A 12,557-nucleotide genomic window follows, 5' to 3' on the forward strand; every position below is an offset into this window, starting at 1 on the left:
ACACTCGCTGAAAGAAACGGACTCAAGGCAACTGGTAACCGCGCGTGCCACGCAGTGCATCGCCCGCGGGCAAGCCCGTGAGGGGACCGCTGCCCGTCAGCGCGCTGCTCGCGCTGATGGTGCTGCCCGAGGCGGCCGCATCGAATCCATACGTGCCCTGCCAGACCGCCCAGCTCATGTCGTTGCCGCTGCACTCGCTATCCTTGAAGGCGAGGCTGTTGCTGCTCTCGATGAAGTTGGCTGCCACCGCAAGCTGGGTGGCCAGTCCAGCGGGGCGACTTTGGCAGGAAAGACCGCCATATGGACTCAGACTGCCGTTGCTGATGATGTTGTGGCTGATGCGTGTCCCCGCGCTGTTGGGTTGGAAAGGCCCCCAGCCCAGGCCGATGCGGTGCTTGACGACAGTATTGTGGTGCACATCGTGGTTGCGCATGGAGCAGGTCGCCTGAAAGCACTGCACGCCCAGATGGATGCCTGCGTTGACGAGCAGGTTGTGGTGGATGTGCACGTTGGCCGAGTTGTCCTGGGCGGAAACCTGTATGCCCATGGGATTGCGGTTGGTGTCCGAGAAGGCAATGTAGTTCTCGCGGTAGGTGTTGTACTGCGAGTTGTCCTTGTCGTGGAATCCACCGTTCACCTTGCCCAGGTTCAGCTGGTTGTTCTCGAGCAGCGATTCGCCCGCATCGAACCAGGTGGTGGCGTAGCCGTTGCCGATGTAGGTGCCGAAATCGTTCTCCTGGATCAGGAACTTGTGTCGCCAGGCCGAGCTGGTGTCTCCCCAGCCATGGATGAACGCAGGGTTCTCACTGTTGTTGGTGGATTGGCCATCCAGAAACCGCACGTTGCGGATCACCAAGCCGGCCTTGCTCGGATCGCTGATGATGCCCCACTGCGTGACGCCCGTGATGTCGAAACCCTCGATACGCGCGGCAGGGGCGGTGTTGCTGCTGACGACGATATTGGCGGCCTTGTTGAGGTTCAGCGTGACCACCTCGTCCGGGTAGGCGAGAAACTGCTTGGCCTTGGTGTCGTAGACCTTGATGTTGCCGGGCAGGTAGGTCCCCTTGCGCAAAACGATGGCTTGATTGGGGCTGGAGCTGGCCAGCGCATAGGCCAGGGTTTTGTAGGGTGCCGCCAGGGTGCCGCCCCCTGCGGCGTCGTTGCCGTTGAGTGCCACTAAGAGGAAGCGAGAGGCTGCAGACTCGATCATGAAGCTCTGCTCCAGCATCTTCTGCGTGGCACCGCTGTCGCGGATCTCAAGCGTCAGTACGTAGCTGCCCTCGCTGGCGGGGGTGAAGCGCACCGTGCCGCGCCGAACTTTGCGTCACACAACGCACAAACACCGGGCTGCCATCGGCCGGCACTGTGTTGACTGCATCCGATACCGCGCAAACCTGACCCGAGGGTTGTGCTGTGATGCGCAAATCAAGTGGAGCGCTCGCCGCCACTTGAGGGGTGAAAGTGTAGGGCTGATTGAGCGTGGCGATCAGCGTGCTGGCGCCATGTGTCAGCTTGACTTGCGCCCCCAGCGCCAGACCTTGCACGCGTACGTTCAAGGCCGTCAAACCGGAGCTACTGCCGCCACCGGAACTGCTGCTGGAGCTGGAGCTGGAGCTTGACGAGCTTGAGCTGGTAGATGCGTTGCTTGAGGACGAAGCGCCGTTTTCGCCACCACCACCTCCGCCGCCACAGGCCGTCAGCAGCAATAGCGAAGCCAGCAGGTTCAGGCTTGAGACGATACCAGGAGCAAGGCTTGGAAGGTTTTTCATCGGGGCACGCGGGGCTTTGAGCGGTGGCGCAGTCTAAAGCCAGCCGCCATCGGACAAGCTGAGACGCCGCCCGCCGGTGCGGCCATTTGTTCGAGCGGCAGACTTTGGACATTTGCGGCGCTCATCCGCAGACGTGAAGGCTGCAGAGCCGCACCCTGCCTTGCTCTTCAGCACACAAGTCTGAAGAGGCCCGACCGATGCGGTTCTTCAGGCATCAGTCCAGCGGCGGTGCAATCGCCTCGGCGTAGTCGTAGAGCGCGCCGAGAATTGCCTCGCCGCGTTCATCCGCGGTTTCGCTGAGGGTGTCGATCTGCTCGAAGAAGGCCGCCAGCGAACGCGCGCCGCTCACGCCTTCGTGCAGACAGGCGCTGCGATGGGCTTGCCAGCGTGCCTGTTCGGTCTCGCTCAGGCTGGCCGGGAAGTTGCGCGCACGATAGCGGAAGAGGAGTTCTTCGAGGCGCGCATCCTGAAAACTGACGCGCTCCTTGCCGAGTTTTTCCGGGCTCAAGCCGCGCAACTGGTTCAGGGTGCGCCGGTCGCCGTTGCCGACAAAGCCGCCGTACAAATCTTCATCGACGTCAGCGCTTCCTTCGCCTGCCGGGCGCAGGAACACGACGGCCCATTTGGCCGTCAGGGCCGGGCGGCTGCGGGCAATCTCGGCGTGTGCCAGCGCCTGAGGGATGTCGATGGCCCAACGCGCAATCACCTCGGGGCTGAGGATCTTCAGATTGCTGACCACAATCGGCGACTTGTTGATGTGGATGGTCTTCACCGGGAGTCGGCTGACGCCTTCGGGCAGATCGGCGGCCTTGCTGAACATGCGCAGGCGGATCTCGTCGGCCGATAGCGTGGTGAGCTCGCTTGGGTCGAAAGCCAGATCCCAGACGATGATTTCGTTCTTGTTCGTCGGATGCTGGGCCAGCGGCCAGACGATGGCCATGCAGCCGCGTTCCGGGCCGAACATGCCGGAGATGTGCAGCAGCGGCTTGGGGTTGATCAGGTCGATTTCCTTGAGCACGGCATCCTTCTTGCGCAGCGCCAGACAGAAATCCCACAGCTTGGGCTGCTTCAACTTGATCAGCCGGGCCAGCGCGATGGTGGCGTGTACGTCGGAGAGCGCATCGTGCGCAGCTTCGTGGGCGAGGCCGTTGGCCTTGGTGAGGTGTTCGAGCTTGAAGGAGGGGCGGCCGTCTTCATGCTTGGGCCATTCGATGCCCTCGGGGCGCAGCGCCCAGGTGGTGCGCACCACGTCAAGCAGATCCCAGCGCCCGCACTCGTTCTGCCACTCGCGCGCATACGGGTCGATCAGGTTGCGCCAGAACATGAAGCGCGTGACTTCGTCGTCGAAGCGGATGGTGTTGTAGCCGACGCCGACCGTACCGGGTTCCGCCAGCGCGGCTTCGATGGCAGCGGCGAACTGGTGCTCGGGCAGGCCTTGCTCGACACAGGTTTGCGGCAGGATGCCGGTGAGCAGGCAGGACTCGGGATCGGGCAGGTAATCCGGCGCGGGCTGGCAATAGATCATCAGCGGCGCGCCGATCTCGTTCAGATCGGCATCGGTGCGAATGCCGGCAAACTGCGCCGGGCGATCACGCCGGGTGTTGATGCCGAAGGTTTCGTAGTCGTGCCAGTAGAAGGTGGTGGGCATGGCGGCGCGCGGGACGATTGAGGATGGGCGCATTCTACGGGAAGCCTGAGGACTCTTCGCAGAGCCGCGCCCTGCCTTGCTCTTCAGACAGGCTAGCTGTACAGCGAGGTGCGGTGCGACTCTACAGCTCAGGCGGTGGCGGGATAAAAAACAAGCGGCCCTCCGAAGAGGGCCGTTCGTTGTGCTTCTGCAGGCTATTGCTCAGACCTTGCTGGCGTCCGCCTGAATCGCGGTGAGGGCGATGGTGAACACGATGTCATCCACCAGTGCGCCACGCGACAAGTCATTCACCGGCTTGCGCAGGCCTTGCAGCATCGGGCCGACGGAGACGACGTTGGCGCTGCGCTGCACGGCCTTGTAGGTGGTGTTGCCGGTGTTCAGATCGGGGAAGATGAACACGGTGGCCTTGCCAGCGACTTTGGAGTTCGGCGCCTTGGAGGCGGCGACATCCATGACCGAGGCGGCATCGTATTGCAGCGGGCCGTCAAGCAACAGATCGGGAGCCCTTTCCTTGGCGATTGCCGTGGCTTCGGCGACCTTTACCACATCGGCGCCAGCGCCCGAAGTACCGGTCGAGTAACTGATCATGGCGACGCGGGGCTCGACGCCGAAGGCCTTGGCAGAATGCGCGCTCTGCAGGGCGATTTCGGCCAGTTCGGCGGCGTTCGGATCCGGGTTGATGGCGCAGTCGCCATACACCAGCACCTGATCGGGCATCAGCATGAAGAACACGGAGGACACGATGGAGTTGCCCGGCGCGGTCTTGATCAATTGCAGTGCGGGGCGCACGGTGCTGGCGGTGGTATGCACGGCACCGGAAACCAGCCCGTCCACGTCATTGGTGGCCAGCATCATGGTGCCGAGCACGACCGTATCTTGCAACTGGTCGCGCGCCTGACCTTCGGTAAGGCCTTTACTCTTGCGCAGTTCGGCCATCGGGGCGACATATTTTTCGCGGATCGTGTCCGGATCAAGAATTTCCAGCGTAGCCGGCAGCGTCACGCCTTGAGCAGCAGCCACGGACTTGATGACATCCGGTTTGCCGAGCAGCACGCAGCGGGCGATGCCCTTCTCTTCGCAGATGACTGCAGCCTTAATGGTACGGGGCTCGTCGCCTTCAGGCAGGACGATGCGCTTGTTGGCAGCACGGGCTTTCTGGATCAGCTGGTAACGGAAGGCCGGCGGGCTCATGTGCGTGGTGCTCGGCAGCTTGACGCTGGCGAGGATGGCGTCGGTATTGAGTTCCTCGGCCACGCCGTCGAGTACGGATTCCATGCGCTCGTAATCGTCAGCGGCTACCGATGGGGAAATGCGGCTGATGCTGGTAGCGGTGACGTAAGTATCGCTGTCCACACGCAGGATCGGCATGCCGTTGTCCAGCGCCTGCGCAGCCAGATCGAGAATGCGCTGGTCTATCGAGGAGGAGTGGGTCAGCAGCAGGCCAGCGAGCTGGATGCCACGCGAGGCAGCCAGCGCGGTGGCAAGCATCACGTCATCACGGTCACCGGAACTGACAATCAGCGAGCAGGGGTTCAGACGCATGATCACTTCGGCAGCCGAGCGGCCGGCAATCACGGTTTCCAGCACGCGACGCTTGGAGATTTCGCCTGGCACTACGATTTCGGCATTCAGGTGACGCGCAACGTCCAGCGTGCGTGGTGCCAGCAGGGCCGGATTGTTGCGGATCACGCCCCACAGAGGTAGATCTTCCAGTGCGAAAGCCGCGGCAGCTGCATCAAAATCGGGAGCCGCCTTGTTGAAAATCGTACCGGCGATGGTGCAGCCTGCCGACAGCAACTGGGCTGCGCTGAGTTTGACCTCCATCACGGCGCTGACATCCTGCGCACTGGTGACCAGCACCATTTCGGCGTGCAGGGTGCGTGCGATATCTACGTTCAGACGCGTGGTGTAGGAGAAGCTGGGATCAGTGTGCAGGCCTTCGATGATCAGCACATCTGCGTCTTTGGCTGCGCTCATGCACAGGCTGACGATGTCTTCGAGCAGCTCGTCGATCTGGCCTTCAGAGATACGCGACACGACTTGGGCGGTGGTCAGCGCATTCGGGCAATCGATCTTGCAGATCTCGCGTGCGAAATGCACGGAACGTTCATTGGCCGTATCGTCCTGGGTCACCGGCTTGGCAAAGCCGACGCGCAGGCCCTGACGTTGCAGCGCACGCACCACACCAAGGGCAACAGAGGTAAGACCTACATTTTGTCGGGTCGGAGCAAGGAAAAAGGTTTGCATGTTTCTTCTACCAAAAGACACCAAAAGGGGGAGTTTATTATTTTCAGGCTGAATTTTGCTGCAACGCCGCAAAATTCACAAAAGCCTAGCCATGTTAGTGCGTCCTTGGGGCTTCTTCCAGTCAATCTGATCAAGGTTTGATCTGAACCAGACGGCCGCCTATAGGTCATTCGTAATAGGCGTCCTGAAATACAAACGGCCTGTCCGCAGACAGGCCGTTCGATCCAGCCAAGTCAATTACTTGGCGAAACTCAGAATCAGCGGCTCTTGGATCATGGCGTGACGCACCTGCGCATTGTCGAAGAACGCAATGCCGAAGCCGTAAGTCTTCGCCAAATCGCTGAAATTCACGTCGGTCTTCGAGCCGGTGACCAGTTTGCGGCTCATCTCGATGGTCCATTTGCCATTCGCCCACTTGGCGGCGGTGGCGATGTCGCCCCGGTCGCCAGTGAACAGGGCGACGCGGATCGAGGCCACTTCATCGCCAGCCTTGAACTTGCTGTCGTCAAAGGCGACTTTGTCTTCTTCGCGGATCCAGTAAGTGCCGCCCTTGTTGGCCGCCTTGCCATCCTTGCTCATGAATTCCGGCTTGCCATCGACCAGCTTCACATCGTTATAACCACCGCCGGTTTTGGCGTCGGATTTGCGGCCCGCTTCCGGTGACTTTTCCTTGTCGTACTGGGTGTGGTCGACATACTGGTCATCGGTCTGGCCGATCACGCCGGTACGCACGTATTTCATGTGCCAGATGTCGCCGATCTCGCCTTCTTCACCGCTGTACTTGTTGCCATAGGCCTTGCCCGGCTCGCCGGCATGGCACAGGGCACCGCAGGAGAAACGCTCGTTAAAACCAAAAATGCTGTTGTCCATGTTCCAGATGATGGCCATCTTGTCTTCATAGAACTTGTTGTTGTCGCCGCCCTTGTCATCCGGATCGCTGAGTTTTTTCCAGCTGCCATCGGCCTGTTTCACGAAGGGACTGCGCTGCACTGACATGGTCGGATCGGCGTAAGTGATCAACAGATAGATCGAGTCGGTGGTGTAAGCCAGTTGCAACGTGCCTTCGGTCTCGCCCTTGCCGTCCTTGAAGTTCACGCCCTTGATGGCTTTGAATTTGTAGACGGGGGCAGTTTTCCAGGCAGCATCATCGGCGACGCCGTCCAGCTTGGGGGTCGCTGTGGTTTTGGTGGCGGTGACCGCTGCAGGCTTGTAGGACTTGGGTTTGTCCTGCGCGCTTGCCGGTGCTGCAAAGCTCGCGGCGAGCAGGATGGACAGGGTGCTGGCAAGGTAAGGCTTGATGGAACGGCTCATGCTGATCTCTCCTTCGGTGGGGTGTTTGAAAAAACGCTCAGTGCTCGTGCCAGCCGGTAATCATCATCCTGAACAGGGTGCTGACACGGTGGCCCGTAGTCCCGAGATAAATGTGCCCCAACATGAACAGCACGATAGTGCTGGCGGCCAGGGTGTGCAGCAAAGCGATGGGCAACAAGCCGTCGAGCCCGAAAAGCTGATCCGGCGCGAATTGCGGGTAGAGGAAGATCAGGCCGGTGAGGACCAGCGTGGGCATCACCAGATACATCATCACCCAGTAAATAACGGCCTGCAGGGCGTTGAAATTCACCTCGGGCGTGGGCGGATAGGGGTGCGGATCGCCGCGAAAAATGCCCCACACGTAGTAACGCGTCTGCACCAGACAGCGCTGCAGGATTCCCGGTGGCTTGGGTACGTATTGCCACCAGTTGCCGCTGACGATGTTGGCGATCACGAAGAAGGCGTAACACGCTGCCAGCAGCACGCCGGCAATGTTGTGGATTTGCGCGGCGCGCGAGAACTCAATCAGCGGCAGGGCCGGGTCCGAGAAATGCAGGCTGATGCCGGTGGCGCTAAGCACGAGGATCAGCACGGCGTTGCTCAAGTGCCAAACGCGAATCCACAAGGCGAGGAGGAAGACGCGCTCAGTCATGACCATTCCCCTTGCCTGCGGTTTTTTGTTTGCGCCGCCACAGCGCCATCAGGATGCGCAGCGTGCCATGCCCCAGAATGCCCAGCACCGTCAGAAGCGCCATGCCGATGAGGGCTTTATCCAGCAGTGGGTGACGGGTGGCGCCCACCACATAGGCCGAACTGAGCACGGCACTATTGAGGAAGCCCAGCCTTTCCTGCTCGGCCACGGCCTGATGGCGATACAAACGGGTTTGCAGCACGCTATCGGCGCTATGGCAGGTCGCACACTTGCGCTCGGCCTTGTCCTTGTCGACAATTTCGTGCGGCTTCTTGTCCGAGGCGGTATGGCATTCTAGGCAGCGCACGGCTTTCCAGTGCAAGCGCGTGTTGGGCAGCCAGGCGTGCGTCTCATCCACATCGGGGCGGGCCTTGGCATCGCCGCTGACCCGCGCCATTTCACGACCGGACTGATGGCAATCGAGGCAGATCTTGTTGTCTTGCGCCGCCGCCGTGCGCGCGTCTTTCAGGCGGCTGGCAATCGCCCCCCGGTGCGGGTTATGGCAAGTCAGGCAGGTGAAGGGCTCTTGCATTTCGCCGCCATGCACCGAGCCAGCGATCTGCTTCTCGACGCGCATCACCTTGGCGGCGTGGCATTGCTCACAGGGCGCGATGCTCTCGCGGGTGTCGGCGGGGTGCGGGTAAGCCGAGACGTTCTTGCCGTGGCACTGCGTGCATTCCATGCCGGTGTGGTTGGAGGCATCAAAGTGGGCGTCGTCCACCAGCAGCTTGCCCAGTTTGGCCAGATCAAGGCCGGCTCTGGGCGGGGCTTTCAGGCCGGCGGCCGAATGGCAGGCAAGGCACTCGGCATTCGCCTTGGCCACCTTGGCGAGCAGCTCGGGCGAACTCTCGGCCGCCTGCACCGCACCCGCCAGCAGCAAGAGCGCGGGCAAAACCAGTTTCCAGAATTTCTGCTGCGGCATGCGGCAACTCCAAGAGGGCAGGGGCGTGTAAGCAGGCTAGACCATATACCCCTTTCGGCGTAGCTGGCATGGACTGAAGGACGGGGCAGTAGAATCCCCTACTTCGCTTAGCCCTTAGCCCCTGCCATGTCCGCTCACCCCACAGTTTCTCCACGCATCGTCGTCATCGGCGGCGGCCCTTCCGGGCTGATGGCGACCGAAGTGCTGAGCGCGGCCGGGTTGGCGGTGGATGTGTTCGATGCCATGCCCTCGCTGGGGCGCAAGTTCCTGATGGCTGGCAAGGGCGGCATGAACATCACCCATTCCGAGCCGGCCGAGGCTTTTGTGGCGCGCTACGGCGCTCGGGCGGAGTGGATCGCCCCGCTGCTTGACGCATTCGGGCCTGAGGTCTTGCGTGCGTGGATTCACGACTTGGGCGTAGAGACCTTCGTGGGCAGTTCCGGTCGAGTGTTTCCTACCGACATGAAAGCCGCGCCGCTGCTGCGCGCCTGGCTGCATCGGTTGCGCGAGGCGGGCGTGAAGTTTCATGTGCACCATCGCTGGCTGGGCTGGGACGATCAGGGCGCGCTGCGCTTTGCCACGCAGCAGGGCGAGATCAGCGTTCAAGCCGACGCCGTAGTGCTGGCGCTGGGCGGGGCGAGCTGGCCACAGCTCGGTTCGGATGCGGCCTGGCTGCCACTGCTGGCGGCACGTGGGGTCGATATCGCGGCGCTGCGCCCGGCTAATTGCGGTTTTGATGTGGGCTGGTCCGAACATTTCCACAGCCGCTATGCCGGCGAAGCCCTCAAGACCATTGCTGCAAGTTGCATTGGCCCGGATGGCCGGACTTGGCAGCGCCCCGGTGAATGCATGATCAGCGCGACAGGCCTGGAAGGTGGTTTGATTTACGCCCTGTCGGCACCGCTGCGCGAGGGCTTGCTGGCCAGTGGCAGCGCGACGCTTTATCTGGATCTGCTGCCGGGTCGTTCGGCTGAATGGGTGACCGCCGAAGTTGCCCATCCGCGCGGGGCGCGTTCCTTGTCGACCCATCTGAACAGCCGTCTCGGCCTGAAGGGCGTGAAGGTCGGCCTGCTGCATGAATGCCTGAGCAAGGAAGCCTTCAACGATCCGGCGCAACTGGCTGCCGCGATCAAAGCGCTGCCAGTGCAACTGGTCGCGCCCCGGCCGATTGCCGAGGTGATCAGCACGGCCGGCGGCGTGCGCATCGAGGCGCTGGACACGAACCTGATGCTGCGCGCCTTGCCCGGCGTGTTTGCGGCGGGCGAAATGCTGGATTGGGAAGCGCCTACCGGCGGCTATCTGCTCACCGGCTGTTTTGCCAGCGGGCGCGCAGCCGGGCTGGGCGTCAAGGCATGGCTGGAAAGCCGCACTCAGCAAGGCTGAGCGCGAGGCATGCTGGCACAGGCAAGCGGGGTGCGGCTCTTCAGGTAGAGGCCCTTTAAAACAAAAACCAGTGGCCTTCGCCGCCGTACCGACCAGAAGGCTGCCAGCGTTTCCAGCCAAACAGGTTAAAATGGAAGAGTGGAAAACGCTAACTTCACCCATCACTTCCTCATCGCCATGCCGGCCATGACGGATGACAATTTCGCCCGCTCGCTGGTCTACGTTGCCGAACACAACGAAGACGGTGCGCTGGGCATCATCATCAATCGCCCGCTGGAACTGTCCGTCAAGGATCTGCTGGAGCGCGTGGAAATCCCGCCGCAGACTGACGCCGGCTTCGACGCCGCGCCGGTGTTCTTCGGCGGCCCGGTGCAGACGGATCGCGGCTTCGTGCTGCATCGCCCGCTGGGCGAGTGGCAGTCCAGCCTCCAGGTCACGCCCGAGATTGCGCTGACCAGTTCCAGGGACATCCTGCAGTCGCTGGCCGAAACCGGGCAGCCCAAGGATGTGCTGATCTCGCTGGGCTACGCCGGCTGGGGCGCCGGTCAGCTGGAAGAAGAGCTGGCACAGAACGGCTGGCTCACCGTCGAGGCCGATCCGCGCATCATTTTCGACGTGGAGGCGGGCGACCGGCTGGAGGCTGCGATTCACCTGCTGGGCATCGACTTCGCGAATCTGTCTGACGTGGCCGGGCACGCCTGAGGGATGGGCACCCTCCTCGGCTTCGACTTCGGCACGGCCCGCATCGGCGTGGCCACCGGCGAAACCGAAACCCGCATGGCGCAGGCGCTCAGCGTGATTCACGGCGAGGCCAATGATCATCGCTTCGCCGAGATCGAAAAACTGATCAAGGAATGGCGCCCGGTCAAACTGATCGTGGGCCTGCCGACCTCGATGGATGGCGAAGCCACCGACATGACCGCGCGCTGCACGCGCTTCGCCAATCAGCTCAAGGGCCGCTTCGGCCTGCCTGTCGCACTGGTGGACGAACGCCTCAGTTCCGCCGAGGCCGAAGAGCTGCTGCGCGAAGTGACGCATCGCTGGCGCGAGCGCAAACAACATCTGGATGCGCTGGCCGCTCAGCGCATCCTGCAAAGCTTTCTCGACATGGGTGACAACAATGACAGTGCCTGAGGTCAAACAACTCCTTGCCACGCTGGCCGAGCAGATCCGGCCCCAGCTCACGCCCGAGACCGCGCTGGTCGGCATTCACACCGGCGGCGTGTGGGTAGCAGAACGTCTGCATACCCTGCTTGGCATCAGCCAGCCTCTGGGCAGCATCGATGTGGCTTTCTACCGCGACGACTACAACTCGCGCGGCCTGCACGGCAAGCCGCAGCGCTCCGGCATCCCGTTCGATGTGGCGGATCGCCACATCATCCTCGTCGATGACGTGCTCTACTCCGGTCGCACCACCCGCGCTGCGCTCAATGAACTCTTCGACTACGGCCGCCCGGCACGCGTCGATCTGGCCGTGCTGGTCGATCGCGGCGAGCGCCAGCTGCCCATCGCCGCCCGCTTCTGCGCCCACACCCTGGCCGAGCCCCTGCCCGCTGGCAGCAAGCTGAGCCTGCGCCGCGACGATCACGGCAATCTTTCTCTGGAGGTGAAAAGTGCTTAATCCTCAGCTCACCAAGGATGGGCGCCTGCGCCATCTGCTGACTCTGGACGGCCTGCCCAAGGCCATCCTGACCGAGATCCTCGACATCGCCGCACCCTTCTCGGAAGTCGCCGAGCGCGAGGTCAAGAAGCTGCCGCTCTTGCGTGGCAAAAGCGTGTTCAACGTGTTCTTCGAGAACAGCACGCGCACCCGCACCACCTTCGAGATCGCCGCCAAGCGCCTGTCGGCCGATGTGATCAACCTGAACGTGTCGACCAGCTCCACCAGCAAGGGCGAAACCCTGCTCGATACCGTCGACAACCTTTGCGCCATGGGCGCCGACATGTTCGTGATGCGCCACGCCTCCAGCGGCGCGCCGTATCTCTTGGCCCAGCACCTGCGCGCCACCGGCCGCGATCACATCAGCGTGGTCAATGCCGGCGATGGCCGCCATGCGCACCCCACGCAAGGCCTGCTCGACATGTACACCATCCGCCACTACAAGCAGGATTTCACCAAGCTCACGGTCGCCATCGTGGGTGATGTGCTGCACTCGCGCGTGGCCCGCTCCGAGATCGCCGCATTGACCACATTGGGCGTGCCCGAAGTACGCGTGATCGCGCCGAAGACCCTGCTGCCGACCGATGTCGAGCGCATGGGCGTACGCGTTTTCCACGACATGAAGGAAGGCCTCAAGGGCGTCGATGTGGTGATGATGCTGCGCCTGCAGAACGAGCGCATGAGCGGTGCGCTGCTGCCCTCCAGCGGCGAATATTTCAAGTTTTACGGCCTCACCGAAGAGAAGCTGGCGCTGGCCGCCAAGGATGCCATCGTCCTGCATCCGGGGCCGATGAACCGCGGCGTGGAAATCGACTCTGCCGTGGCCGACGGCGTCAACGCCGTGATCCTGCCGCAGGTCACCTTCGGCATCGCCGTGCGCATGGCGGTGATGAGCATGCTGGCAGCGGGTTGAGCTCTTTAAGGGG

12 protein-coding genes are annotated in these 12,557 nt (G+C 62.3%); 5 read left to right on the plus strand and 7 right to left on the minus strand.

Translation table 11 applies throughout. The annotated features are described in order from the left end of the window. Positions 1–22: 22 nt before the first annotated feature. The 7 genes from ABXR19_RS12315 to ABXR19_RS12345 all read right to left on the minus strand — a co-directional run bounded on the left by ABXR19_RS12315 (position 23) and on the right by ABXR19_RS12345 (position 8,588). Positions 23–1,303 (minus strand): right-handed parallel beta-helix repeat-containing protein, encoded by a 1,281-nt coding sequence (locus ABXR19_RS12315; RefSeq protein ID WP_354601440.1) that lies wholly within the window; start codon positions 1,301–1,303, stop codon positions 23–25. Then, positions 1,257–1,769, minus strand: coding sequence for a hypothetical protein (locus ABXR19_RS12320; RefSeq protein WP_354601441.1), 513 nt, complete (start codon positions 1,767–1,769; stop codon positions 1,257–1,259). Before ABXR19_RS12320 ends, ABXR19_RS12315 begins: the two co-directional genes overlap by 47 nt. Positions 1,770–1,983: 214 nt before the next feature. Beyond that, the gene (gene sbcB, locus ABXR19_RS12325; protein ID WP_354601442.1) at positions 1,984–3,450 is read right to left on the minus strand and encodes an exodeoxyribonuclease I; all 1,467 of its coding nucleotides are present in this window, start codon (positions 3,448–3,450) and stop codon (positions 1,984–1,986) included. A 168-nt stretch (positions 3,451–3,618) separates the two neighbouring features. Further along, a complete protein-coding gene (gene pta / locus ABXR19_RS12330; RefSeq protein ID WP_354601443.1) occupies positions 3,619–5,664 on the minus strand; it encodes a phosphate acetyltransferase in 2,046 nt (681 codons plus the stop codon). Positions 5,665–5,901: 237 nt separating this feature from the next. Further along, entirely contained in the window at positions 5,902–6,975 is a 1,074-nt protein-coding gene (locus ABXR19_RS12335) for an ethylbenzene dehydrogenase-related protein (RefSeq protein WP_354601444.1), read from the minus strand. Between the two features lie 37 nt (positions 6,976–7,012). Beyond that, positions 7,013–7,627, minus strand: a complete 615-nt coding sequence (locus ABXR19_RS12340; RefSeq protein WP_354601445.1) for a cytochrome b/b6 domain-containing protein — start codon at positions 7,625–7,627, stop codon at positions 7,013–7,015. Then, positions 7,620–8,588, minus strand: a complete 969-nt coding sequence (locus tag ABXR19_RS12345; RefSeq protein ID WP_354601446.1) for a cytochrome c3 family protein — start codon at positions 8,586–8,588, stop codon at positions 7,620–7,622. The genes ABXR19_RS12340 and ABXR19_RS12345 overlap by 8 nt, the downstream gene beginning before the upstream one ends. A 126-nt stretch (positions 8,589–8,714) precedes the next feature. Here ABXR19_RS12345 and ABXR19_RS12350 point away from each other — a divergent pair, with 126 nt between their 5' ends. The 5 genes from ABXR19_RS12350 to ABXR19_RS12370 all read left to right on the plus strand — a co-directional run bounded on the left by ABXR19_RS12350 (position 8,715) and on the right by ABXR19_RS12370 (position 12,544). Continuing rightward, positions 8,715–9,971 (plus strand): TIGR03862 family flavoprotein, encoded by a 1,257-nt coding sequence (locus ABXR19_RS12350; protein WP_354601447.1) that lies wholly within the window; start codon positions 8,715–8,717, stop codon positions 9,969–9,971. A 138-nt stretch (positions 9,972–10,109) separates the two neighbouring features. Next, positions 10,110–10,673, plus strand: a complete 564-nt coding sequence (locus ABXR19_RS12355; RefSeq protein ID WP_354601448.1) for a YqgE/AlgH family protein — start codon at positions 10,110–10,112, stop codon at positions 10,671–10,673. Between the two features lie 3 nt (positions 10,674–10,676). Continuing rightward, a complete protein-coding gene (ruvX, locus tag ABXR19_RS12360) occupies positions 10,677–11,105 on the plus strand; it encodes a Holliday junction resolvase RuvX (RefSeq protein ID WP_354601449.1) in 429 nt (142 codons plus the stop codon). Next, positions 11,092–11,592, plus strand: a complete 501-nt coding sequence (gene pyrR, locus ABXR19_RS12365; protein WP_354601450.1) for a bifunctional pyr operon transcriptional regulator/uracil phosphoribosyltransferase PyrR — start codon at positions 11,092–11,094, stop codon at positions 11,590–11,592. Before ruvX ends, pyrR begins: the two co-directional genes overlap by 14 nt. Then, the gene (locus ABXR19_RS12370; RefSeq protein ID WP_354601451.1) at positions 11,585–12,544 is read left to right on the plus strand and encodes an aspartate carbamoyltransferase catalytic subunit; all 960 of its coding nucleotides are present in this window, start codon (positions 11,585–11,587) and stop codon (positions 12,542–12,544) included. Before pyrR ends, ABXR19_RS12370 begins: the two co-directional genes overlap by 8 nt. The last annotated feature ends 13 nt before the right edge of the window (positions 12,545–12,557 follow it).

The organism is Uliginosibacterium flavum (assembly GCF_040566545.1).
Lineage (GTDB): Bacteria > Pseudomonadota > Gammaproteobacteria > Burkholderiales > Rhodocyclaceae > Uliginosibacterium > Uliginosibacterium flavum.

Excerpts from the sequence above, each read along its gene's own strand:
- ABXR19_RS12320 (WP_354601441.1), bottom strand. The coding sequence starts at position 1,769 with ATGAAAAACCTTCCAAGCCTTGCTCCTGGTATCGTCTCAAGCCTGAAC.
- sbcB (WP_354601442.1), bottom strand. The coding sequence starts at position 3,450 with ATGCGCCCATCCTCAATCGTCCCGCGCGCCGCCATGCCCACCACCTTC.
- pta (WP_354601443.1), bottom strand. The coding sequence starts at position 5,664 with ATGCAAACCTTTTTCCTTGCTCCGACCCGACAAAATGTAGGTCTTACC.
- ABXR19_RS12335 (WP_354601444.1), bottom strand. The coding sequence starts at position 6,975 with ATGAGCCGTTCCATCAAGCCTTACCTTGCCAGCACCCTGTCCATCCTG.
- ABXR19_RS12340 (WP_354601445.1), bottom strand. The coding sequence starts at position 7,627 with ATGACTGAGCGCGTCTTCCTCCTCGCCTTGTGGATTCGCGTTTGGCAC.
- ABXR19_RS12345 (WP_354601446.1), bottom strand. The coding sequence starts at position 8,588 with ATGCCGCAGCAGAAATTCTGGAAACTGGTTTTGCCCGCGCTCTTGCTG.
- ABXR19_RS12350 (WP_354601447.1), top strand. The coding sequence starts at position 8,715 with ATGTCCGCTCACCCCACAGTTTCTCCACGCATCGTCGTCATCGGCGGC.
- ruvX (WP_354601449.1), top strand. The coding sequence starts at position 10,677 with ATGGGCACCCTCCTCGGCTTCGACTTCGGCACGGCCCGCATCGGCGTG.
- pyrR (WP_354601450.1), top strand. The coding sequence starts at position 11,092 with ATGACAGTGCCTGAGGTCAAACAACTCCTTGCCACGCTGGCCGAGCAG.